The 22,673-nt window shown below is 70.3% G+C and carries 19 protein-coding genes; 12 read left to right on the top strand and 7 right to left on the bottom strand.

Annotated elements, in window-relative coordinates; genetic code table 11:
- Window positions 1-431: 431 nt before the first annotated feature.
- The 5 genes from OG214_RS17285 to OG214_RS17305 all read left to right on the top strand — a co-directional run bounded on the left by OG214_RS17285 (window position 432) and on the right by OG214_RS17305 (window position 7,930).
- On the top strand, window positions 432-3,863 hold the full coding sequence (locus tag OG214_RS17285; protein ID WP_405985212.1) for a CARDB domain-containing protein: 3,432 nt from the start codon (window positions 432-434) through the stop codon (window positions 3,861-3,863).
- Window positions 3,864-4,022: 159 nt separating this feature from the next.
- Window positions 4,023-4,610, top strand: a complete 588-nt coding sequence (locus tag OG214_RS17290) for a short chain dehydrogenase (RefSeq protein ID WP_405985213.1) — start codon at window positions 4,023-4,025, stop codon at window positions 4,608-4,610.
- A gap of 143 nt (window positions 4,611-4,753) precedes the next feature.
- The gene (locus OG214_RS17295; protein WP_405985214.1) at window positions 4,754-5,047 is read left to right on the top strand and encodes a hypothetical protein; all 294 of its coding nucleotides are present in this window, start codon (window positions 4,754-4,756) and stop codon (window positions 5,045-5,047) included.
- Window positions 5,044-7,191: a sensor histidine kinase gene (locus OG214_RS17300; RefSeq protein ID WP_405985215.1), complete on the top strand. Its 2,148-nt coding sequence runs from the start codon at window positions 5,044-5,046 to the stop codon at window positions 7,189-7,191. Before OG214_RS17295 ends, OG214_RS17300 begins: the two co-directional genes overlap by 4 nt.
- The gene (locus tag OG214_RS17305) at window positions 7,184-7,930 is read left to right on the top strand and encodes a response regulator (RefSeq protein ID WP_405985216.1); all 747 of its coding nucleotides are present in this window, start codon (window positions 7,184-7,186) and stop codon (window positions 7,928-7,930) included. Before OG214_RS17300 ends, OG214_RS17305 begins: the two co-directional genes overlap by 8 nt.
- Window positions 7,931-7,994: 64 nt before the next feature.
- On the opposite strand, the gene OG214_RS17310 is transcribed toward OG214_RS17305, so the two are convergent.
- The 7 genes from OG214_RS17310 to OG214_RS17340 all read right to left on the bottom strand — a co-directional run bounded on the left by OG214_RS17310 (window position 7,995) and on the right by OG214_RS17340 (window position 12,567).
- The gene (locus OG214_RS17310; RefSeq protein ID WP_363081716.1) at window positions 7,995-8,282 is read right to left on the bottom strand and encodes a hypothetical protein; all 288 of its coding nucleotides are present in this window, start codon (window positions 8,280-8,282) and stop codon (window positions 7,995-7,997) included.
- Window positions 8,282-8,563 (bottom strand): hypothetical protein, encoded by a 282-nt coding sequence (locus OG214_RS17315; protein WP_363081715.1) that lies wholly within the window; start codon window positions 8,561-8,563, stop codon window positions 8,282-8,284. The genes OG214_RS17310 and OG214_RS17315 overlap by 1 nt, the downstream gene beginning before the upstream one ends.
- 146 nt (window positions 8,564-8,709) lie before the next feature.
- Window positions 8,710-9,669 (bottom strand): aldo/keto reductase, encoded by a 960-nt coding sequence (locus OG214_RS17320; RefSeq protein ID WP_405985217.1) that lies wholly within the window; start codon window positions 9,667-9,669, stop codon window positions 8,710-8,712.
- Window positions 9,666-10,499, bottom strand: a complete 834-nt coding sequence (locus OG214_RS17325) for an amidohydrolase family protein (RefSeq protein WP_405985218.1) — start codon at window positions 10,497-10,499, stop codon at window positions 9,666-9,668. Before OG214_RS17325 ends, OG214_RS17320 begins: the two co-directional genes overlap by 4 nt.
- Before the next feature lie 90 nt (window positions 10,500-10,589).
- Window positions 10,590-10,913: an L-rhamnose mutarotase gene (locus OG214_RS17330; protein WP_383034337.1), complete on the bottom strand. Its 324-nt coding sequence runs from the start codon at window positions 10,911-10,913 to the stop codon at window positions 10,590-10,592.
- A 3-nt stretch (window positions 10,914-10,916) separates the two neighbouring features.
- A complete protein-coding gene (locus tag OG214_RS17335; protein ID WP_405985219.1) occupies window positions 10,917-11,732 on the bottom strand; it encodes an SDR family NAD(P)-dependent oxidoreductase in 816 nt (271 codons plus the stop codon).
- Window position 11,733: 1 nt separating this feature from the next.
- On the bottom strand, window positions 11,734-12,567 hold the full coding sequence (locus tag OG214_RS17340; RefSeq protein ID WP_363081725.1) for a fumarylacetoacetate hydrolase family protein: 834 nt from the start codon (window positions 12,565-12,567) through the stop codon (window positions 11,734-11,736).
- A gap of 421 nt (window positions 12,568-12,988) precedes the next feature.
- Here OG214_RS17340 and OG214_RS17345 point away from each other — a divergent pair, with 421 nt between their 5' ends.
- The 7 genes from OG214_RS17345 to OG214_RS17375 all read left to right on the top strand — a co-directional run bounded on the left by OG214_RS17345 (window position 12,989) and on the right by OG214_RS17375 (window position 22,666).
- Window positions 12,989-13,849 (top strand): FCD domain-containing protein, encoded by an 861-nt coding sequence (locus OG214_RS17345; RefSeq protein WP_363081710.1) that lies wholly within the window; start codon window positions 12,989-12,991, stop codon window positions 13,847-13,849.
- A gap of 469 nt (window positions 13,850-14,318) precedes the next feature.
- Entirely contained in the window at window positions 14,319-17,339 is a 3,021-nt protein-coding gene (locus OG214_RS17350; protein WP_405987536.1) for a discoidin domain-containing protein, read from the top strand.
- Window positions 17,340-17,416: 77 nt separating this feature from the next.
- Window positions 17,417-18,514 carry an enolase C-terminal domain-like protein gene (locus OG214_RS17355; RefSeq protein ID WP_363081709.1) on the top strand — a complete coding sequence of 366 codons (1,098 nt, stop codon included), beginning with the start codon at window positions 17,417-17,419 and terminating at the stop codon, window positions 18,512-18,514.
- A 112-nt stretch (window positions 18,515-18,626) separates the two neighbouring features.
- Entirely contained in the window at window positions 18,627-20,018 is a 1,392-nt protein-coding gene (locus tag OG214_RS17360; protein WP_405985220.1) for an ABC transporter substrate-binding protein, read from the top strand.
- The gene (locus OG214_RS17365; protein ID WP_405985221.1) at window positions 20,015-20,947 is read left to right on the top strand and encodes a carbohydrate ABC transporter permease; all 933 of its coding nucleotides are present in this window, start codon (window positions 20,015-20,017) and stop codon (window positions 20,945-20,947) included. Before OG214_RS17360 ends, OG214_RS17365 begins: the two co-directional genes overlap by 4 nt.
- Window positions 20,944-21,894 (top strand): carbohydrate ABC transporter permease, encoded by a 951-nt coding sequence (locus tag OG214_RS17370; RefSeq protein ID WP_405985222.1) that lies wholly within the window; start codon window positions 20,944-20,946, stop codon window positions 21,892-21,894. The genes OG214_RS17365 and OG214_RS17370 overlap by 4 nt, the downstream gene beginning before the upstream one ends.
- 16 nt (window positions 21,895-21,910) lie before the next feature.
- Entirely contained in the window at window positions 21,911-22,666 is a 756-nt protein-coding gene (locus OG214_RS17375) for a (Fe-S)-binding protein (protein WP_405987537.1), read from the top strand.
- Window positions 22,667-22,673: the final 7 nt, after the last annotated feature.

Consider the following 22,673-nt stretch of genomic DNA (forward strand, 5'->3'; position numbering starts at 1 on the left):
GGCGTCGAAGGGCGGTTCCGTTGCTCCGAGTTGTAGGAGCGCGTCCGCTCACGCCGACCGTTCGGCCAGGTGCTTTCGACGAGTGTCGGCCGTGCGGAGCGGCCTGGTCGCGCCAAGAAACCGGTCGGCGTGCGAGAACCGTTGACAAACCGGTGACATGATTGGAACCTTTGACTCGCAAAAAGCTGGATAACTAGCTCAATTTTTTTGCGCTACTTGTGCAACTTCACGGCAGTGCCTCGCTCGCCTCGCTCCCCCACGTCGTACGTCCCGCACCAGGTACGTCCCGCACCACGTACGCCTCGCACCAGGTACCGCACGCACCTCATGCCCCACGCACCCGCTAGACGCGTGACGCGGGTCCCGCGCGTCGCACGGCCGGCCCGGACCCGCGGGCCGCCGCTCTCTCGTTCCGACGAACAGAGGACACCATGAAACGGAAACAGCTCCGCTGGCGGCTGATCATCGGCGCGGTCGTGGCCGCCATGATCTCCGTCGGGCTTCTGCCCGTCTCCGCCTCCGCGGCCGACGGCCCCAACCTCGCCCTCGGCAGAACCGCCTCCGCGAGCGGATCCGAGGGAAGCCATCCCGCCTCCAACGTCACCGACGGCAACCAGGCGACGTACTGGGAGGGACCGAACAACACCTTCCCGGCATGGATCCGGGTCGACCTGGGCGAAGAGACCGAGGTCGACGGGGTGGTGCTCAAGCTGCCGACGACCTGGGAAGCCCGTACGCAGGCCCTCAGCGTGCAGGGCAGCACCGACGGGATCACCTTCGGCACCCTGTCCACCTCGCAGGGCCGGTCCTTCGCCCCGGCCGCGGGCAACACCGTCACCATCGACTTCACCGTCGCGAGCGTCCGTTACGTACGGCTGAACATCACCGGCAACACGGGCTGGCCCGCCGGGCAGGTCTCCGAGTTCGAGATCTACGGCCCGGAGGGTGACGACGGCGGCGACGGAGGGGACGGAGGCGACGGAGGCGACGGCCAGGAGCCCACCGGCACCAACCTGGCCCTCGGCAAGCCGATCGAGGCGTCGTCCTCGGTGTTCACCTTCGTCGCGCGCAACGCCAACGACGACAACACCGGCACGTACTGGGAGGGCGCCGGCCACCCGTCGTCGCTGACGGTGAAGCTCGGTGCCAACGCCGACATCACCGGAATCGTGGTCAAGCTGAACCCCGACTCGGCGTGGGGGACCCGTACGCAGAACATCCAGGTCCTCGGCCGTGACCAGGCCGCCACCGGCTTCACCTCGCTGTCGGGCCGCGCCAACTACACCTTCAACCCGGCGACCAACCAGAACTCCGTGACCATCCCGGTCACCGGACGCGCCTCCGACGTCCAGCTCCAGATCTTCAGCAACACCGGCGCGGGCGGCGGACAGGTCGCCGAGCTCCAGGTCCTCGGAACACCCGCGCCCAACCCGGATCTGACCGTCTCGGCGCTGTCGTGGACCCCCGCCTCCCCCGTGGAGACCGACACGATCAGGGTGAACGCGACCGTACGGAACGCCGGTTCGGCCGCCTCGGCCGCGACCACGGTCAATGTCAGCGTGGGCGGAGCGGTGGCCGGCAGCGCTCCGGTCGGCGCGCTCGCCGCGGGTGCCTCGGCCACGGTCCCGGTCGATATCGGCCGGCGTGCGATGGGCAGTTACACGGTGACCTCGGTGGTGGACCCGACCGACACGGTCATCGAGCAGGACAACGCCAACAACAGCCTCACCGCGACCTCGCAGCTCGTGGTCGCGCAGAGCCCCGGCCCGGACCTCCAGGTGCTCGGCATCGAGTCCAGCCCGCAGAATCCGGCCGTGGGCGCGCCGGTCCGCTTCACCGTGGCGGTCAAGAACCGCGGCACCACCGCGACCGGCGCCACCACGGTCACGCGGGTGGCGGTGGGCGGCACCACGCTCAACACCGACACCCCGTCGATCGCCGCCGGCGCGACGGCCAATGTGAGCGTCAACGGCACCTGGACCGCCACCAACGGCGGAGCCACCATCGTCGCCACGGCCGACGCGACCAACACCGTCACCGAGACCAGCGAGACCAACAACACCTTCACGCACTCGATCGTGGTCGGGCGCGGGGCGGCGGTCCCGTACACCGAGTACGAGGCGGAGTCCGGCCGCTACCAGGGCACCCTGCTGGAGGCCGACCCGCTGCGCACCTTCGGGCACACCAACTTCGCCTCCGAGTCCTCCGGGCGCAAGTCGGTGCGGCTGGGCAGCACGGGCCAGTTCGTGGAGTTCACCTCGACCAACCCGGCGAACTCGATCGTGGTGCGCAACTCCATCCCCGACGCCGCGGGCGGCGGCGGCGCGGAAGCCACCATCAGCCTCTACGCCAACGACACCTTCGTCCGGAAGCTGACGCTCTCGTCGAAGTACAGCTGGCTGTACGGCGACACCGACGGCCCCGAGGCCCTGACGAACACGCCCCAGGCCGACGCCCGGCGGCTGTTCGACGAGTCGCACGCGCTGCTGTCGACGACATACCCGGTCGGCACGAAGTTCCGGTTGCAGCGTGACGCGAACGACTCGGCCGCCTTCTACATCATCGACCTGATCGACCTGGAGCAGGTCGCGCCCCCGGCGAGCAAGCCCGCCGAGTGCACCTCGATCACGGCGTACGGCGCGATCCCGGACGACGGGAACGACGACACGGAAGCCATCCAGCGCGCGGTGACCGCCGACCAGGAAGGCACCATCTCCTGCGTGTGGATCCCGGCGGGCCAGTGGCGCCAGGAGAAGAAGATCCTCACCGACGACCCGCTGAACCGCGGGCAGTACAACCAGGTGGGCATCAGCAATGTCACGATCCGCGGCGCGGGCATGTGGCACTCCCAGCTCTACACCCTGACCGAGCCGCACCAGGCCGTGGGCAGCATCAACCACCCGCACGAGGGCAACTTCGGCTTCGACATCGACAACAACACCCAGATATCCGACATCGCCATCTTCGGCTCCGGCACCATCCGGGGCGGCCCCGGCGGCGCCGAGGGCGGAGTCGGTCTCAACGGGCGTTTCGGCAAGGACACCAAGATCTCCAACGTCTGGATCGAGCACGCCAACGTGGGTGTCTGGGTCGGCCGTGACTACGACAACATCCCGGATCTGTGGGGCCCCGGCGACGGCCTGGAGTTCACCGGGATGCGTATCCGCAACACCTACGCCGACGGCATCAACTTCACCAACGGCACAAGCAACTCGCGGGTGTTCAACTCCTCCTTCCGCACCACCGGTGACGACTCGCTGGCCGTCTGGGCCAACCGGTATGTGAAGGACCCCTCGGTGAACATCGCGCACGACAACCAGTTCCTCAACAACACCGTGCAGTTGCCCTGGCGGGCGACCGGTATCGCGGTCTACGGCGGCTACGGCAACAAGATCGAGAACAATCTGATCTACGACACGGCGAACTACCCGGGCATCATGCTGGCGACGGACCACGACCCCCTGCCCTTCTCCGGGCAGACCCTGATCGCCAACAACGCCCTCCACCGCACCGGCGGCGCCTTCTGGAACGAGGATCAGGAATTCGGCGCCATCACACTGTTCCCGCAGGCCAGAGATATCCCGGGAGTCACGATCCGGGATACCGACATCTACGACTCGACGTATGACGGCATCCAGTTCAAGACGGGTGGCGGCAATATGCCGAATGTCGCGATCAGCAATGTGAAGATCGACAAGTCCAACAACGGCGCCGGGATCCTGGCCATGAGCGGCGCTCGCGGCAACGCGACGCTGACCAATGTGACCATCACGAACTCCGGCGACGGCAATATCGTCACCCAGCCCGGATCGAGCTTCGTGATCACGGGCGGGGCCGCGGCGGCGGCGCGCAACCGCCGGTGAGCGACTGACCGGCACCACCCGCACACACCGAGGCCGGTGTGACGGCTCCCGTTTCCTGACGGAGGGGGCCGCCGCACCGGCCTTGCCGGCCTTGCCGGTCTTGCCGCTCTTGCCGGTCTTCCGACGGCGGGATCGGCGGACAGTGGCAGGATCGGCGGAATGAGAATTCTCGTCATAGGTGCGACAGGGACGATCGGCAGCGCGGTCTCCGGCGCGTTGAGCGACGCTTCCCATGAGGTGATCGGCGCCTCGCGCGGCGGCCGGATACGGGCGGACCTGGAGGATCCGTCCTCCCTGGACGCGCTGTTCGAGACGGTCGGGGACCTCGACGCGGTGGTGTGCTGCGCCGCCAACGGCCCGCTGGTGGACCTGGGTTCGGTCACCGACGAGGAGATGGCCGCCGGGACGCGCGGCAAACTGCTGGGTCAGGTGGCCCTGGCCCGACGTGCCGCGCGGCAGCTGCGGGACGGCGGGTCCATCACCCTGACGGGTGGCACCTTCTCCGCCCCGCTGCCGGGCGGTTCGCTGGGCGCGCTGATCAACTCCGGGCTGGAGGGCTTCGTCCGCAACGCGGCGAGCGAACTCCCGCGCGGTCTGCGCCTCAATCTGATCAGCCCCGGCTGGATCACGGAAACCCTGCGGAGCCTGGGCATGGACGACACCGCCGGCACCCCGGTCGCCGAGGTCGCCCAGGTCTATGTACGCACCGTGGAAGGAACGGCGCGGGGCCGGACCTTCCGCCCCTGACCACGCTCCCCACTCGCTCCCCTCCGAACACGCTCCCGTCGCCGGGCCAGGACTGAAACGTCGTCGTCGGTGGGTCGTTATCCCCTACGCCCGGGTGAGGCGTGCCGTCCGCCGGCGGACGGTCAGGTGAGAGAGGGATGCCCATGCGTTGTTCACCGAGAAGGTTCGTCGTTCCCCTGGTGGTGGCGACCGCCGCCCTGATCGCCGTGAGTACGGAGGCCGGCTCCGCCGCGACACCCTCCGCCGCGACAACGTCCACCGCGACAACGCCCGCCGCCCTGGCGGAGCCGAAGAGGGAGCGCGTCAAGGACTACCCCACCCGGGAGGAGTGCGAGGCCGCCGGGAAGGCGGGGGTACGCGCGCGGAAGTGGAAGGACCCGGTCTGCTGGGCGTACTGGAGCACCGGGTACTGGTCGCTCATCGTCACCCGGCTGTGAGCACCGGCCCCGCGCCGGCCGCCGCCCGTACGCATATACGGGCGGCGAAAGCGGCGAGGGCGGCGGGAGCCGCCTCATCACTGCTGCTCGGCGGTCTGGCCGTATGGCTCGTGGTGCTGGCCTCGGCCGGTGGGGAGCGGCTGTCGGCGGTCTACTCGCTGCCGCGCGCCACCGCCGAGATCACCCGGCTGGTGGTGGGTCTGCCGGTCTGCGCCGTGGGTGTGCTGCTGCTGGCCGACCGTTTCGCGCGCCGGGCCGGCGGCGTGCTGCTGGCCGCGGGCGTCTGGTGGATCCTTCCCACCGTCGCCTCCGATGTGCTCTTCGTCGTGTACGACGGCGGAACGGCCCCGGCGCCGGTGGCCGCGGTGGTGATCCTGCTCAGGGCCGTCGGAGCACTCGCCCGGCCGCTGACCGTACTGCTGCTGCCGTTGTGGATCTTTCCCTCGCCCTTTCCCCCTCGGTCCGCCGTACGGTGGCGGCGCGGCCTCGCGGCCGGGATCTGCGCCGTCCATGTGGGACACACAGGGGTGTGGGCGCTCGGTGTGCCGGTGGTGAACGGGTTCATCAGTCCCTGGGCCCATACCGGCATCGGGAGGGACAGCGAGTCGCTGCAACTCCTGGGGGAGGAAGTCCTCTTCTGGGTGCGCCTGGTGGTGACCTCGCTGGTGGTGACGGTATGCCTGGTGCGGGCCCGTACCGCTCCGGCGGGCGGGGACCGGCGGCTGTGGACGTTCCTCGCCCTCGTCTACCCCGCCTGTGCGTTCCTGCTGCTCGGATCCCTGCCAGGAGAGGGCTGGGCCGTCGCCGCCTCCACGGCGGGGAGCGCGCTGTGGATGGCCATGATGTGTCTGGCGGCGGCCCGCGGCGGTCTGTGGCGGCTGGAGCGGGCGACCAGCCACCGGCTGTCCGTCGCGTTCGTGCTCACCGCGCTGGCCAACGCCGCGATGTGCGCGGCCGTGGCGGTGTGGGTGGCGTACCCGGCCGCGCGGGGTGCGGCGACCTTCGGTGTCGCGGGCGTCGCCCTGGTGGCCGGCGGGGCCGCCCGCTCCGTGACACGCCGCGCGTCGCTGGCGGTGGAGCGTGTCTTCTACGGGCCGCGGGCCCGGCCGCACGAGGCCGCGCGGGCCCTGGCGGTCCGGCTGCGCGAGGCCCCGAACCCCGGCGACGTACCCGAGCAGATCTGCCGCAGCGTCGTGGAGGACCTCGGGCTGTCCGGGGCGGTGATCGAGGTCGACACCCGCTCGGGGCCGCGGCGGCTCGCCCGCGCCGGCACTCCCCCCACGGACCTCGGGCAGGTCTTCGTACTGCGCCACCACGGGCAGACGGTGGGCCGTCTGACGGTCGCGCGCGATGGAGCGAGCACGCCCGCCGAGCGTGACAGTGATCTGCTGTCCCTGCTCACCGATCAGGCGGGACCGGCGCTGGCCGCCCTGCGGCTGGGCGAGGAGGCACAGGGCGCGAGGGAACGGCTGGTGCTCGCCAGGGAGGAGGAACGCCGACGGCTGCGCCGGGAGATCCATGACGGGCTCGGCCCTCAACTGGCCGCCGTACAGATGCGGTTGGGAACGGCCCAGGCCTGCGGCGCGATGGAATCGGCGGCGGCCGGGCAGTTGCGGATAGCCGCCGAGGGGCTCCGTGAGGCGCTGACGGAAGTGCGCCGTATCACCGCGGGACTGACCCCCGCGATCCTGGTGGAGAGCGGTCTGCTCGACGCCACCCGGATTCTCGCGCACCGTCTCAGCGGCGAGGACGTACAGGTGACGGTGGCCACCCCGCGGACCCCGCTGCCGGCACTGGCCCCCGCGGTGGAGACGGCCGCCTACCGCATCGTGGCGGAGGCGATCACCAATGCCGTACGTCACTCCGGGGCCCGGCATGTCCAGGTCACCCTCGGCGTCGGTACCGGCGCGCTCACGGTCGCCGTCGCCGACGACGGGAGCGGACTGGACTCCCGCGCCGTGCCCGGGACGGGCCTGGCCTCGTTCACCGAACGGGCCGAGGAGATCGGCGGCACCTCGGCCATCAGCAGCGGTCCGAGGGGCACCACGGTGCGGGCCGTCCTGCCCGTCACCGTCCCGCACCAGCACGACCACCAGCACGACCATCAGCAGCGGCACCGGGAAGGAACAGGGCACCATGGGTGAACAGCCCGCGCGATCCGCCGACCAGAGCGGCGACCAGGACGGTGGCCAATGTGGCGGCCAGGACGGCGGCCGGGGCGGTGGGGCGCGCCCGTCCGTCCGGCGGGTCCTGCTGGTCGACGACCATCCCCTCTTCCGCGAGGGGCTCGCGGCGGCGGTCGACCTGGACGACGGTTTCACCGTGGTCGCCGAGGCCGCCACCGGTGAGGACGCGCTCGTGGAAGCCGCCCGTACGGCCCCCGACCTGGTGGTGATGGATCTCGGCCTGCCGGGCCTGTCCGGCCTGGAGACCACCCGGCGGCTCCTCACCGCCCGTCCGGAGACCCGGGTGGTGGTGATGACGATGTCCGAGGACGACGACAACCTGCTGGCGGCGATGCGTGCGGGCGCCCGTGGCTATCTCCTCAAAGGCGCGCTGCGGGAGGAGATCCTGCACGCGCTCCATACGGTCGGCAGGGGCGGGGCGGTGTTCAGTCCCCGGATGGCCGAGCGCCTCGGCTCCCTGTTCGCGGCGGTCGGCGGCTCACCGGCGAAGGAGGCCTTCCCGACCCTGACGGCGCGCGAGCGGGAGATCCTCGATCTGCTGGCCGCCGGGCTCAGTTACCGGCAGATCGCGCAGCGGCTGTTCGTCGTGGACAAGACCGTGCGCAACCATGTCGGAGCGATCTTCGCCAAGCTTCAGGTGCACGACCGCGCTTCGGCGATCGTGCGGGCCCGTGACGCGGGACTGGGCTCCGGGTGATCCCCCGTCCCCGTCCCCCCTCTTTTCCCTGATCCCGCGTCACGGGCCGGTCATACGCGGCGGTTCAGCGGTCGGTCCACAGGTACCACTTGAATCCGCCGCTCGCGCACTGGTACCAGGACCACTGCCCGCCGTCGACTCCCCTCCGGCCGGCCTCAAGACACTCGGCCAGCTTGAAGAACTGGCCACGCAGGACGGGATTGTCCGGCGCCGGGGTGCCGGCCCCTGCCTCGTCCTTCGGCTGTACGTGGACCCGGTCGGCGGCCGCGGCCCCGGTCATCGCCACGCCCGTTCCCGCGACGGCGGCCAGCGCGACGGTGAGCCCGCTCAGGGCCAGGGCGACGCGTGCCATCAGTCGGTCCACAGGATCCAGAAGAAGGTGCCGTTGGCGCACTGGAATCCGGTCCAGTGGCCGCGGGCGACTCCCTCCTGGCCCGCCTCCAGACAGCCGCCCCGTGTGACGTACCTGCCCCGGAGGTTGGGATAGCCGTCCACCGCCGCGACGGCGGCGGACGACGCGGTCGCCCGGGTGAGCTGGTCACTGCCGGCGGCCACGGCCTGGGCGGTGCCGATTCCCATCGCCGTGACCGCCGTGACGGCCAGGGCGGCGGCGAAAGAAGCGAGACGCTTCATATCTGTTCCTTTCCCGAGAACGGGACCGGGCGGCCGAAGCTTTTGTCGTCCGCCCGATCCGGACACCAAGAGCTTCGGCCGCCCGATGACCCAGGCACATGGGTCAACCGCCCTGCCCGCCCGCCCCGGGGCTGAACGCGCGTCGCTCAGCCGGCCGAATCGAGGGCCGACCAGGTGGTGGCGGGGAGGTCGTGGGCGGACCAGTGGGCGGCGGAGGTGACCTCCTGGGGGGAGCGGAAGCCGGCGACGACGGCGGCCACGACGGGGTCGCGGAGGGGGAAGCGGACGGCGGCGTGGGGGAGGACGGTGCCGTGGTCGGCGCAGACGCCGGCGAGGCGGCGGGCGCGGCGCAGCAGGGCCTCGGGTGCCGGGCCGTAGTCGAAGGAGGCGTCGTCGGGAGGGCAGGGGCGGCTGAGCAGACCGGAGTTGAACGGCGCCGCCGCGACCACGGAGACACCGCGCTCCGCGCACGCGTCGAGCAGCGGGCGGGCGGTCCGGTCAATCAGGGTCCAGCGGCCGGCCACCATCACGGCGTCCACGTCCGCTTCGGTGACGAACCGCAGCAGGGGCGCGACGGTGTTCATGCCGACGCCGACGGCGCCGATGACACCCTGGTCGCGCAGGTCCGTCAGGGCGGGCAGGGCCTGGTGGAGGGCCGCGTCGAGATGGGCGTCGGGGTCATGGACGTAGACGATGTCCACCCGGTCCAGACCGAGCCGGGCCAGACTGCCCTCCAGGCTCCGCAGGACGCCGTCGCGCGAGTAGTCGGGGCGGCGGACCAGGGTGTCCGGTACGGCGAAGCCCCCCGCGGCCAGATCGGATCCGGTGGGCGCGGGGTGGGGTTCGAGCAGCCTGCCGACCTTGGTGGAGACGGTGAACTCCACGCGCGGCCGGTGCGCGAGCGCCACGCCGAGCCGGCGTTCGGAGAGTCCGAGGCCGTAGTGCGGGGCGGTGTCGTAGTAGCGCACACCGGCGTCCCAGGCGGCGTCGACCGCGGCCCGCGCCTGGTCGTCGTCGATCGGGGTGTAGAGATTGCCGAGGGGGGCGCCGCCGAATCCCAGGGGGCTGACGCGGACATGTGTACGGCCGAGCCGGCGGGCCGTCACGGGGCGATCCCGTACCAGCGCGCGGCCGTGGTGCCGAAGACCGCCTCGCGCTCGTCGGCGCTCAGCCGGTCCGTGAGCGTCCCGGCGACGGCCAGGACATCGTCGTACTCGGCCGCGAGCAGACAGACCGGCCAGTCCGAGCCGTACATGAGGCGGTGCGGGCCCACGGTGGCGAGCAGTACGTCGGCGTAGGGGCGCAGAGCCCGCGCGGGGGCCTCCTCCGTCCTGGTGACCAGACCGGACAGTTTCACGGCGACGTTGGGGCAGTCCGCGAGATCGGTCAGCAGCGCGGTCCACTGCTCCAGGCCGTCCGCCCTGACGACCGGATTGCCGGCGTGGTCCAGGACGAAGCGGACGTCGGGCAGCTCGCGTACGGCCCGTACGGCGGCGGGCAGTTGGTCGGGCCGCACGAGCAGGTCGTACACGAGACCCGCCGCGCCGACCGCCTCGATACCGCGGCGGACCTCGGGACGGTCCGTCCAGTCCGGGCCGGTCTCGTCCTGGACGCCGTGCCGGATGCCGACGAGCGCGGAGCCGCCCGGCCCCTCGCGCAGTTCCGCGAGTCGGTCGGCGATACCGGGATCGGTCAGGCTCGTCCAGCCGACGACCGCCCGGACGTGCGGGTCCCGCGCCGCCAGGGCGAGCAGTTCCGGTGTCTCGTCCGGTACGGGGATGGTCTGGACGACGACGGTGGCGTCGATGGCGTTCCGGTCGAGCGCGGGGCGCAGTTCGGCGGCGGTGAAGGTCCGGCGCAGGGCGGGCACGTCGCGGGTCCACGGCTGGTCACGCACTCCGAGGTCCCACAGATGGTGATGAGCGTCGATGCGCACCGTTCTTTGATCCTTCGGGTCGGCGGAGTGCGGATGGCGGACGGACGGTGGATGGGTGAACGGAGGAACGGAGGGGGAGGGAGCGCGCCCTCAGTCGAGGTGGAAGATCTCCTCCGCCGAGGCCCACCACTCCCCCTCGGCCACCCCCTCCAGCGGCTGCTGGCACGGGTCGGTCAGCGCCCACCACTCGCGGGACACCGGATCGGCGGCGATCGCCGCGGTGTCGGCCGCGTAATCGGTCCCGGTGTACTCCAGATAGCTGAAGAGCAGACCGTCCCGCAGGAAGATCGAGTAGTTGCCGATGTTGGCCCGCTTGAGGGCCGCGAGCACACCGGGCCACGCGGCGGCGTGCAGTGCGCGGTACTCCGGCTCCTTCTCGGGGCGCAGCCGGATCACGGCGGCGAAGCGCTGCACGACTCAGCCCTCCTTTCTCAGACGCAGCCCGTCCATACCGCCGTCCACGGCCAGGGCGGTGCCCGTCGTGGAGGCGGCGGCCGGGGAGGCCAGATGGACGACGGCGGCGGCGATCTCGTCGGCGCCGACCAGCCGGCCGTGCGGCTGCCGCGCCGCCAGCGCCGCGTATTCGGCCGCCGGGTCGTCGGCCCGCTCCAGCAGCCGGCTCACCCACGGTGTGTCGGCGGTACCGGGATTGACGGCGTTGACCCGGATGCCCTCCGGCAGCAGATCGGCGGCCATCGCCCGGGTCAGCGAGAGCACCGCGCCCTTGGTGGCCGAGTACAGCGCGCGCTGCGGCAGTCCGGCCGTCGCCGCGATCGAGCCGATGTTGACGACCGACGCGTGGGCGGAGGCGCGCAGTGCGGGCAGCGCGGCCCGGGTGACGCGCACCAGCCCGACGACATTGATGTCGAGGACGCGGTGCCACTCGTCGTCGCCGTTGTCCTCGATACCGCCCTGCGCGCCGATCCCGGCGTTGTTGACCAGTACGTCCAGCCCGCCGAGGGCCGCGACGGCCTCCCCGACACCGGCCACGACCGAGGCGTCGTCGCCGATGTCGGCCCGGACGTACACCAGGCCCTGGCCCTCGGACGCCGCCTCCGACGTCACCTGCGGCACCTCCTCGGGCGCCGCCCGGTCGAGCACGGCCACCCGCGCCCCCTCGGCGGCGAGCATCCGGGCGGTGGCCAGGCCGATACCGGAGGCACCGCCGGTGACCAGGGCGCCGAGTCCGTCGAACGCACCCGTGTGACGAGCACCGATGTGACGAGCGCCCATGTCAGGCCTCCCCGAATATCTGCCGCTGGCGGCCGAGGCCGTCGATCTCCACGTCCACGACATCTCCCGCTCGTAGATAGGGCCCGCCGGGACGGCCCAGGGCGACGCCCGCGGGCGTTCCGGTGTTGATCACATCGCCGGGGCGCAGCACCATGAAGTGGCTCAGATAGCGGACCAGTTCGTGCACGCCGAAGATCATGTCGGCGGTGCTGCCGTTCTGGCGCGGCTCGCCGTTGACCGAGAGCCGCAGACCGAGCGTCTGTACGTCGGCCACCTCGTCCGCGGTGAGGAGCCAGGGACCGAACGGATTGAACGTCTCGCAGTTCTTGCCCTTGTCCCACTGGCCGCCGCGTTCGAGCTGGAACTCGCGCTCGGAGACGTCGTTGCTGATCGCGTAGCCGGCCACACAGGCCGCCGCGGCGCTCTCGTCGGGCAGATAGCGGGCCTCGCGGCCGATGACGACGGCCAGTTCGACCTCGTAGTCGGTCTTCACGGAGCGGCGCGGGATCAGCACACGGTCGTCGGGGCCGACCACGGTGTCCGGGGACTTGAGGAAGACGATCGGCTCCTCGGGGATGGCGGCGCCGGTCTCGGCCGCGTGCGCGCGGTAGTTGAGACCGACGCAGACGATCTTCCCGATGCCGGCCAGCGGCGGGCCGAACCGGCCGGGTGTCCCGGCCACCGGCAGCGCGTCAAGGTCGACGCCGTCCAGGACCGTACGAAGGGTGGCGGGCGTCAGATCGCCGACGACCGGGCGCAGATCACGCCACACCCCGTCGGCTCCCGATATCAGGGGCTGTTCGGCTCCCGCCCTGCCGTGCCGTGCCAGTCTCATCGCCGTATCTCCCACGGGTGTGCGCTCGGGTGCGCGCTCGGACATGCGCACAGAGGCGCGCTCGGACATCCCGCCGCGTGGGTACCGCCGGGCCGCACGGCCCGCGCTCCGGCCGCGGCTCGCGCCGGACGGCGGGTCCCTTCGGCAGCCGCGCCGGGCGCCCGTCCCGGCGCCACCGCACTCTCCATCGCAATGGATCTGCTTCAAGGATCTGCTTCATCCGACAGGCAGGACCATAAGGATCTGATCCCTTCCACGCAATAGTCGCGGATAAGACATCCCTTTTAAGGCGATAAGTACCGCTACAGAGGGTCGGTGAACGAAGTTTCGTCCGGACTCTTCTCAACACGAAACATGGATGTCATAGTTACCCCCGCCGATGAACCTGATTAATCCGAACATGGAAAACGGGGGTTACACCATGGCAGCTCCATCCCAGGGCCCTGGCGAAGGGGATGACGACGCGTCGCGTCCCTACCGGCCGGGGTACGAGCTGGTCGCCGAGCAGCTCCTGAACTACATCGCCGAGCAGAATCTGCGCTCCGGGGACCGGCTGCCGACCGAACAGGGCCTGGCCGAGATCCTGGGCGCCTCCCGCAATGTGACCCGCGAGGCGGTGAAGGTCCTGGCCGCCATCGGCCGGCTGAGTGTGCGGCGCGGCGCGGGGATCTTCGTCGCCGACTCGGCCGGCGGGCTGGTGGACGACCATCTCTCGCACTTCCGGCCGACGAGCATGGAAGACGTCCTGATGCTCCTCGACTACCGGACGGTGATCGAGTCGGAGACGGCCCGCCGGGCCGCCACCCTCGCCACCCCGATCGAGGTCAGGGCCGTCCGGGAGTGCGCCGAGACCTCGCTGGTGGCGGGCCGGGCGGCCGACGGGTACGCCTTCGCCAAGGCCGACGAGGCGTTCCACGACGCGGTGGGTGCCGCCGCGCACAACGTGTTCCTCAGATCGAGCGTCGCCGGTGTGCGGCGCCTGGCGTCACAGTCCGACGTGCTGCTCTTCCACGGTGACGCGCCCGGGTCGCTGGAGGTCGCCGCACGCCAGCATCTCGCCATAGCCGAGGCGGTCGCCGCGGGGGAGGCCGATCTCGCCGGGGAGCTGATGGTGGAGCACATCGCCACCACACAGAGCCAGTTCGAACGAAAGATCCGCGACCGGCTGTTCAACCTCGACGGCCGCGCCGCGCCCGGCACCTCCGGTGCCTCCGGGGCGTCCGTACGGCCCCCGAGGAGCGCCGGGGACGAACCCCTGTCCCCGGAGACATCCGCCTCGTGAACCGGCGCGGCACCGGCGCCCCATCAACACCCGCACCGGTGCCGCACCAGCACCAGCACCACACAGCAGCACCCCCATCGGTTCAACCCGCACCGCATCGGTGCCACGGCTCGCGGACCGAGCCGCCCAACGCCGGGGGGACCCGGAGGACGACCGGGTTCCCCCACTGTCACTTCCTTCAGGCGATTGGATTTCCGTGTCTGTTCCGTCTGCTCGCAGGAGCGCGTTCGTACCGCTCCGAAGAACACTGATAGCCGCCCTGTCCCTGGCCGCGGCGGCGGCTCCCCTGGCCGCCGTGCCGGCCCAGGCGTCCCCGTCGCGCGCGTCGGGCCTGGACGTCTATGTCTCACCGTCCGGCCGGGACTCCGGCTCCGGCACCGCCGCGCGTCCGTTCAAGACGCTGGAACACGCGCGGGACTACGTACGTGAGGCCGGGAAGAAGGTCCGCGGCGATGTCCACGTACGGCTCATGTCCGGTACGTACCAGCTCAGCCGTACCTTCAGCCTCACCGCCCAGGACTCCGGCAAGGACGGGCACCGGGTCGTCTACGAGGCCGCGCCCGGCGCGCGGCCGGTGATCAGCGGCGGCAAGCGGATCACCGGCTGGACCCCGGCCGACGCGTCGGGGAAGGTCTTCAAGGCGTCCGTCGGCGATCTCGACACCCGTCAGCTCTATGTGAACGGCGAGCTCCAGACCCGGGCGCGCGGCGCGACGAACCCGCCCGGCTTCAGCAAGACGTCCACCGGCTACACCTTCACCGACAGCGCCATCAGCGGCTATCAGCGCCCCCAGGACCTGGAAGTCATCAGCAAGTGGGGCTGGAAGATGATGCGCTGCCCCGTGGCGTCGGTCTCCGGCACCGCGATGACGATGCGCCAGCCCTGCTGGCGCAACGCCAACCTCCAGTCGGGCCAGGAGATCCAGAACCCGACCTGGCTGGAGAACGCCCGCGAGCTGCTGGACTCCCCCGGTGAGTGGTATCTGGACAAGGGCCGGGGCGAGGTCTACTACATGCCCCAGGACGGCCAGGACCTGTCCGCCGCCACCGTCACGGTGCCGCTCGTACAGGACCTGGTCGATCTGAACGGCACCAGGGGCAAGCCGGTCACCGACGTCTCCTTCGAGGGCATCACCTTCTCCTACTCCACGTGGCTCGCGCCCAGTTCACCCGACGGCCACATCGAGGGCCAGGCGGGCTTCCGGATGGTCGGCGAGAACAACCCCGACTTCGACTCCACCCGGCTGAACTGGCAGAAGACGCCCGGCGCGGTCAATGTGACCCACGGCCGGCGGATCGGCTTCAGCGGCAACACCTTCACCCACCTCGGCGCCGTGGGCCTGAATCTCAACACCGGGACCCAGGACACCGACGTCACGGGCAATGTCTTCCGGCAGATCGCCGCCACCGGTATCCAGATCGGCGGGGTCGAGGCCGGGGACGCGCACCCCGACGACCGGCGGGACATCACCAAGGACGTCACGGTCGACAACAACGTCGTCACCAGGGCCGCCGATGTGTACAACGGCTCGCTGGGCATCCTGGCCGGCTACACCGACCACACGGTGATCACCCACAACAAGGTCTACGACCTGCCCTACAGCGGTATCTCCGTGGGCTGGGGCTGGGGGCTGACCGACAAGGGCGGCAACAGCGCCTACCCGAACAACGCGGGCATACCCGTCTGGGACACCCCCACCACCAGCCGCAACACCCTCGTCACCGACAACGAGATCGGCGACATCATGAAGTCGCAGGCGGACGGCGGCGGTGTGTACACCCTCAGCTCCAATCCGGGCGGTGAGGTCTCCGGCAACTACATCCACGGTGTTCCGGAGCACGCGTACGGCGCGGTCTACCACGACGAGGGCAGCCGCTACTGGCGCAACACCGGCAACGCGTTCTGCGACGTGTCCTACCAGTGGCTGCTGATGAACCACGCGGAGGACAACACCGCGACGGGCAACTACACCAGCAACCCCAACTTCAGCGTCCAGTACCTCAGCAAGAACAACGACGTCAACGGCAACATCACCGTCGGCGACTGCGACCAGCTCCCGGCCTCGGTCATCGCCGACGCCGGTCTCGAACCGCGCTACCGCCATCTCGACCCGGGCCCGGCCGTCACCGACCGCGAGGCGCCCACCGCGCCCGGCACCCCGGCCGTGGTCACCGACTTCCCGACCGTGGCCGACCTCACCTGGGCCGCGTCCACCGACGCCAAGGGCGTCACGGGCTACTCCGTCCACCAGGACGGCAAGCTCGTCAACGCCACCGGAACGAACTCGGTGCGTATCCCCGGTCTGAAGGCGGGCACGGCCTACAAGTTCAAGATCACCGCACGTGACGCGGCCGGCAACGAGTCCCGGCCGAGCCGCGAGGTGAAGGTCACCATGCCCACGGGCGGCGACCTGGCACTGAAGAAGCCGGTCACCTACTCGTCGTACTCGGAGGAGAACACCCCCGAGAAGGCCGTGGACGGAGATCTCTCCACCCGCTGGGCCCAGGGCCTCGGACTGCCCGACCCCTCCTGGATCCAGGTGGACCTCGGTGCCCAGTACGACGTGAACGGCGCGATCACCACCTTCGAGAAGAGCAGCGGCTACAAGTACCGCGTCGAGGTGTCGCCGGACGAGATCGGCTGGAAGACGCTGGAGGACCACACCTCCGCCGACACCTCGGCGATGACCAGCTACTTCCACACCGCCGAGCCGGTCGCCGGCCGCTTCGTACGGCTGACGGTCACCGGATCGCGCGGCAACGGCGGCAGTGTCTTCGACTTCCAGGTCTACGGCACCCCCCGGGCGCCCGGCTCGGACCGTACGCCGCCCTCGGCCCCCGGACAGCCCCGCGTCACCCCGCTGCTGCCCAGCCTGGTGGACCTCGACTGGTCCGCCGCGACCGATGACACCGGCGTGACCGGCTACGCCGTCTACCAGGACGGCAAGCGGATCGCCCTCACCGACGCCACGACACTGCGGGTCTCCGGGCTGACCCCGGAGAAGGAGTACACCTTCACCGTCGTGGCCCGGGACGCCGTGCTCAACACCTCCGAGCCCAGCGCGGCGGCCGTCATCACCACGCCCGCCAACAACGATCTGGCGCTGCGGAAGCCGGTCACCGCCTCGTCGTACTCGGAGGACCACACCCCCGAGAAGGCGGTCGACGGAGATCTCTCCACCCGCTGGGCCCAGGGCCTCGGACTGCCCGACCCCTCCTGGATCCAGGTGGACCTCGGCCGGGACACCGAGGTCTCCAGTGTGGTGACCACCTTCGAGCTTCCCAGCGGCTACCAGTACCGCCTGGAGTACTCGACCGACGGGACGGCGTGGTCCGTCTTCGAGGACCACACCTCCGCGAACACCACATCGGCGGCCAACTACTCGTTCGCCGACCAGCCCGTCACCGCCCGCTATGTGCGGCTGACCGTCACCGGCTCCAGCTGGAACGGCGGCAGCATCTACGGGCTCCAGGTGTACGGCGAGTTCTGACCCGCACCCCGTACGCCCGCCCGGGACCGTACACGCCCCCACCGGGCCGGCACGCTCACACAGAAACGAAAGCCAGGATGAAGATCACCGAAGTCGAAGTACACCGCATCGACGTTCCGGCGGCCAGTCCGCCCTTCCGCTGGCGGAACGGGCTGAGCGGAAGCGCTCCGGTGGGGGACGGCGCGGTGCTGCGCATCGGCACCGACGAGGGGGCCGAGGGGGTGGCCGTGTTCGCCCGGCCGGGAGCCTTCACCACCCTGCGGGACCTGGTCGATCTGGTCTTCCGTGACGAGCTGGTCGGAGCCGACCCGTTCCAGCGGGAATGGCTGTGGCACCGGGTGTGGGAGCTGGACCGTATCCACGAACTCCCGCTCCCCACCCTGGGCCTGGTCGACACCGCCCTGTGGGACCTGGCCGGCCGCTACCACGGCCAGCCGGTCTGGCGCCTGCTCGGCGGCTTCCGGGAGTCGATCCCCGCCTACGCCTCCACCTCGACGTTCTCCAGCGTCGCGGAGTTCCTCGATGTGGCGGACCAGTGCCTGGAGCTGGGCTACCGCGGTATCAAGCTGCACGCCTGGGGCGATGTCCGCCGCGACGCCGAGCTGTGTCTGGCGCTGCGCGACCACGTCGGTCCCTCGGTGCCGCTGATGTACGACGGGTCGGCCGGTTTCGACCTGCCCGACGCGATCCGGCTGGGACGCGCGCTGTCCGAGGCGGACTACCTCTGGTACGAGGAGCCGATGCGGGAGTTCAGCATCTCCGCGTACCAGCGGCTGGCGGCGGCGGTGGACGTACCGCTGCTCGTCGCCGAGACCTCCGACGGAGCGCATATGAACTCCGCGGACTTCATCAAGGCCGGCGCCGCCACCTTCGGGGTGCGGGCCGGCACCACCCTCCGGGGCGGGATCACCGGTGCCATGCGCACCGCGCATCTCGCCGACGCCTACCGGCTCCGTGCCGAGGTGCACGGTTCGGACATCCCGAACCACCACCTGTGCATGGCCATCTCCAACACCACCTACTACGAGTCCCTGGTGACCGCGACGAAGGTCGTCCGCGAGCGCCATGTGGACGCTCAGGGCCTGGTCCACGCCCCCACGGCGCCCGGCATAGCCCTCCCGCTCGACTTCGGTTACGGAAGCGAACTCCAGCGCTTCGTCGAGCAGCCGCGCTGACCGGGCGGTGGCCGGGCGGCATCCGTCCGCCCGGCCACCGCACCCGGCGCCCCCATCCGGCGCGTTACCTGTCCCACGCGCGAACGAGCGCGAGTACAAGAAAGGCAAGACGATGAGGTCTTCCGGATCTCCGAGAGCCGGCCGGCGCCGCACCGCGATACGCACCGCCGCCGCAGCGCTCTCCCTGGCCACCGCCGCCGCCGTGCTGGCGGGGTGTGCCAGCGCCGACACCTCCACCGATTCGTCCTCCTCCTCCGGATCGGCGTTCAAGCCGGCCGCGCAGAAGGACGGATCGAAGATCACGGTGTGGGCGGACTCCACCCGGCTGCCGTCGGTGCAGGCGTACCAGAAGTCGCACCCGGACGTGCCGATGGAGATCGTCACCTACGACGGCGGCGCCGACGGCTCCACGTATCTCCAGTCGAAGGTGCAGCTCTTCGACCGGACCGGCAGCGGCTGGCCCGATGTGGTGTTCGGCTCGCCCACCGACATGACGTGGGCGTCCGAGCCCACCAAGCCGGGCGCGCAGCCCTTCGCCGCGCCCCTGGACGACAAGCTCGTGCCCAAGAGCACACTGGACGGCTTCGCCAAGGGCTCCCTCGCCCCCTGCCAGTTCAACGGCCACACCTACTGCGTGCGCAACGACATCGCGCAGGTGGTGCTCTGGTACAACAAGTCGCTCATGGACAAGTGGGGGTACGAGGTCCCCACCACCTGGGAGCAGTACGAGGCCCTGGGGAAGCGGATCGCCAAGGAGCACCCCGGCTATCTGGTCGGCTCGGTCGGTGACACCAACTCCCACGAGTCGTACTTCTGGTCCGGCCAGTGCCCGGCGTTCAGTCTGGTGAAGCCGGACACCCTGCGCAGCGATCTGAAGGACGAGAAGTGCGTCCGGATGGCGACGCTGCTGGACGAACTGATCTCCGCCAAGGCCGTCACCACCAAGGGCTTCTTCAGCCAGGGCTTCGCCAAGGACAGCGGCGGCAAGGTCGCGATGGCGTACGGCCCGTCCTGGTACGGCCAGTACCTGTTCAAGACCGCCTTCAAGACCCCGGCCAAGCAGATCGCCGTGGCGTCCCCGCTGACCTGGGAGGGTGAGACCACGGTCAGCACCGGCAATGTCGGCGGCGGTGTGTGGATGGTCTCCTCGCACAGCGCCAACCTCAAGGCGTCCACGGATCTGGCCACCTGGCTGACCACCTCCGACGAGAACCAGGCGTCCGCGCCCACCTACCCCGCCTACACCAAGGCGGCCGAGGCGTGGCTGGCCAACCCGGTCAACAGCGACTACTTCGCCAACGATGTGAGCAAGCCGTTCCAGGAGGCCGCGGACGAGGTGTGGACCGGCTGGTCGAACACCAAGTTCTCGGACGCCACCGCCTGGTCCAGCATCGTCCTGCCCGCCCTGACCTCGGGCAAGAGCCTGGTCGAGACCCTGCCGGCCTGGCAGGGGGAGATCAGCAACCAGGCGAAGGCCGAGGGGTACCAGGTGGTCGACGAATGACACTGCTGGAGACCGAGCGCGTCGCCGTCTCCACCCTCCGCCGCGGCAGCGTGCCGCGGCGGAGGGGCCCCGGCCTCGCGGGCTACCTCTTCGTCGCGGGATACGCGGTGCTGCTGCTCGCGTTCGGCGTCTTCCCGACCGGCTACTCGTTCTATCTGGCGCTCACCAACGACCAGGGCCAGTTCACCGGGATCAACCAGTTCGTGAAGGTCGCCCAGGACTACCGCTTCGTCCCGGCCTTCACCCATATGCTGATCTATCTGGTCATGTGGCTGGTCGTCCTCGTCGTGCTGGTCGTGCTCGTCGCGGTGATCCTGCGCAGCAGGGTGCGGCCGGGCACCTCGGCGCTCTTCCGCTTCCTCTACTACGTCCCCGGCGCCCTCGCCGGGGTCGCCAGCGTGCTGGTCTGGCTGTTCATGCTGGACCCGGACGTCAGCCCGGTGTCCTGGCTGCTCAACAGCATGGGCATGCACAGCTTCGCGGCCGTGCTCGCGCCCGGCAATCTGCCGCTGATCCTGATGCTGATCGCCTTCTGGACCGGCGCCGGCGGCTGGATGGTCGTGATGTACGGGGCGCTGAACAACATCCCGGACGAGGTGCTGGAGGCCGCCCGGATGGACGGCGCGGGACCCTGGCGTACCGCCTGGCACATCCAGATCCCGATGATCCGGCAGTGGATCGTCTATATGACGATCATGGCCTTCGCCACCGGCACCCAGCTCTTCGTGGAGCCCCAGCTCCTCCAGACCGCGAGCCTCGGCAGGGTGAGCCCCACCTGGTCGCCCAACCAGCTCGCGTATGTCTACGCCTTCCAGCAGGGCGACTTCAACGGCTCCGCCGCCATCTCCGTCTTCCTGCTGGCACTGGGGCTGATCGCCGCGGGTCTGCTGGTCGCCCGGTCGAACCTGTTCACGTTGGACGAGAAATGACACAGACCGCTCTTCCCCCGGCCCTCCCTCCGGCCCACACGCCGGCCCGTCCACCGTCGGCCACGGGCCGGCGTGTGCGGCCCTCCCGGGCCGTCTCCTTCCTGGTCGTGGGCCTGCTGCTCGCCGTGCTGCTGGTGTTCTTCGTACTGCCGGTGGTCTGGCTGCTGCTCGCGCCGTCGAAGACCGCGGGCGAGATCGTGCGCGACAACCCGCTGTCGTTCGGCTCGTTCGGGCAGATCGGCACCGCCTGGAGTCATCTGTTCGGCTTCCAGGACGGCGCGATGGGCACCTGGCTGCGCAACTCGGCGGTCTACTCCGGTGGTTCGCTCATCCTGACGCTGGCCGTCAGTGTGCCGGCCGGCTACGCGCTGGCGCTGACGAAGTTCCGGGGCCGCAAGACCCTGCTGACCGTCACCCTGGTCACGATGATCATGCCGCAGGCCACCCTGGTGCTGCCGATCTTCCTGGAGCTCAACCGCTTCCATCTGATCGGCACCGTCTGGTCGGTGATCCTGCCCTTCTCCTTCTACCCGTTCGGCGTGTACCTGGTGTACATCTACTTCGGCAGCAGCCTGCCCAGGGATCTGCTCTCGGCCGCGCGGATCGACGGCTGCACGGAGTGGCAGCTCTTCTCCCGAATCGCGCTGCCGCTGGCGAAGCCCGTGATCGGACTGGTCGCGTTCTTCAGCTTCGTGGCCAACTGGAACAACTTCTTCCTGCCCTATCTCGTCCTGCCGAACAGCTCGCAGTTCCCCGTCCAGGTGGGGCTGAACCAACTGCTGACCTCGACTCCGTCGTTCAACCCGGTGGCCGGTGCCGGACTGAACATCACCATCCCGGAGCTGTCCCTGGCGATTCTCGTCGCCATCCTGCCCGTTCTGGTGCTCTTCCTGTTCTCGCAGCGCACGCTGGTGTCCGGGATGCTCGCCGGAGCGACCAAGGAATGACCGAGCGATGAGCACCATGCGTGTCGCCCTGTTCCCCACCTGTGTCAACGACGCCGTCCATCCGGCCACGGCGATCGCCACCGTCACCGTCCTCGAACGGATCGGCGTCCAGGTGGACTTCCCCTTCGAGCAGACCTGCTGCGGCCAGCCCCAGTACAACACCGGCTACCGCCGGGAGACCGAGCCGCTGGTGCGCCGGATGGCCGAGGCGTTCGAGGGATACGACTATGTGGTCGCCCCGTCGGGCTCCTGTGTGGCCATGGTCCGCGACAACTATCCCCGGCTCGGGGCGCGCGCCGCCGCCGAGGGACGCGGCAACGGCCTCGCGGACCAGGCGAGTTCGCTGGCCGGCCGGGTCTACGAGTTCACCGAGTTCCTGGTCGACGTGATGGGCGTGACCGATGTCGGCGCGTACTTCCCGTACACCGTCACCTACCACCCGTCCTGCCACGGACTGCGGACGCTGGGTCTGGGCGACCGGCCCCGGCGGCTGCTGGAGGCGGTCGAGGGCCTGGAGCTGGTGGAACTTCCCGGGGCGGAGGAGTGCTGCGGCTTCGGCGGCACCTTCGCGGTCAAGAATCCCGATGTCTCGGCGGCCATGGGCGCCGACAAGATCCGTCACGCCGAGTCCACCGGCGCCCGCGTGCTGTGCGGCGCGGACAACTCCTGCCTGCTGCATCTGGACGGGATGCTGCGCCGCCGGGGCAGTGAGCTGCGTCCGCTGCACCTCGCCGACATACTCGCCTCCACCCGGACGGAACCCCTGCGATGACCGGAAC

The sequence above is a fragment of the Streptomyces sp. NBC_00872 genome (assembly GCF_045161915.1).
Classification (GTDB): Bacteria; Actinomycetota; Actinomycetes; order Streptomycetales; family Streptomycetaceae; genus Streptomyces.

Excerpts from the sequence above, each read along its gene's own strand:
- OG214_RS17345 (WP_363081710.1), top strand. The coding sequence starts at position 12,989 with ATGGCAGCTCCATCCCAGGGCCCTGGCGAAGGGGATGACGACGCGTCG.
- OG214_RS17285 (WP_405985212.1), top strand. The coding sequence starts at position 432 with ATGAAACGGAAACAGCTCCGCTGGCGGCTGATCATCGGCGCGGTCGTG.
- OG214_RS17335 (WP_405985219.1), bottom strand. The coding sequence starts at position 11,732 with ATGGGCGCTCGTCACATCGGTGCTCGTCACACGGGTGCGTTCGACGGA.
- OG214_RS17370 (WP_405985222.1), top strand. The coding sequence starts at position 20,944 with ATGACACAGACCGCTCTTCCCCCGGCCCTCCCTCCGGCCCACACGCCG.
- OG214_RS17375 (WP_405987537.1), top strand. The coding sequence starts at position 21,911 with ATGCGTGTCGCCCTGTTCCCCACCTGTGTCAACGACGCCGTCCATCCG.
- OG214_RS17340 (WP_363081725.1), bottom strand. The coding sequence starts at position 12,567 with ATGAGACTGGCACGGCACGGCAGGGCGGGAGCCGAACAGCCCCTGATA.
- OG214_RS17365 (WP_405985221.1), top strand. The coding sequence starts at position 20,015 with ATGACACTGCTGGAGACCGAGCGCGTCGCCGTCTCCACCCTCCGCCGC.
- OG214_RS17350 (WP_405987536.1), top strand. The coding sequence starts at position 14,319 with ATGTCCGGTACGTACCAGCTCAGCCGTACCTTCAGCCTCACCGCCCAG.
- OG214_RS17295 (WP_405985214.1), top strand. The coding sequence starts at position 4,754 with ATGCGTTGTTCACCGAGAAGGTTCGTCGTTCCCCTGGTGGTGGCGACC.
- OG214_RS17360 (WP_405985220.1), top strand. The coding sequence starts at position 18,627 with ATGAGGTCTTCCGGATCTCCGAGAGCCGGCCGGCGCCGCACCGCGATA.
- OG214_RS17310 (WP_363081716.1), bottom strand. The coding sequence starts at position 8,282 with ATGGCACGCGTCGCCCTGGCCCTGAGCGGGCTCACCGTCGCGCTGGCC.
- OG214_RS17305 (WP_405985216.1), top strand. The coding sequence starts at position 7,184 with ATGGGTGAACAGCCCGCGCGATCCGCCGACCAGAGCGGCGACCAGGAC.
- OG214_RS17290 (WP_405985213.1), top strand. The coding sequence starts at position 4,023 with ATGAGAATTCTCGTCATAGGTGCGACAGGGACGATCGGCAGCGCGGTC.
- OG214_RS17355 (WP_363081709.1), top strand. The coding sequence starts at position 17,417 with ATGAAGATCACCGAAGTCGAAGTACACCGCATCGACGTTCCGGCGGCC.
- OG214_RS17315 (WP_363081715.1), bottom strand. The coding sequence starts at position 8,563 with ATGAAGCGTCTCGCTTCTTTCGCCGCCGCCCTGGCCGTCACGGCGGTC.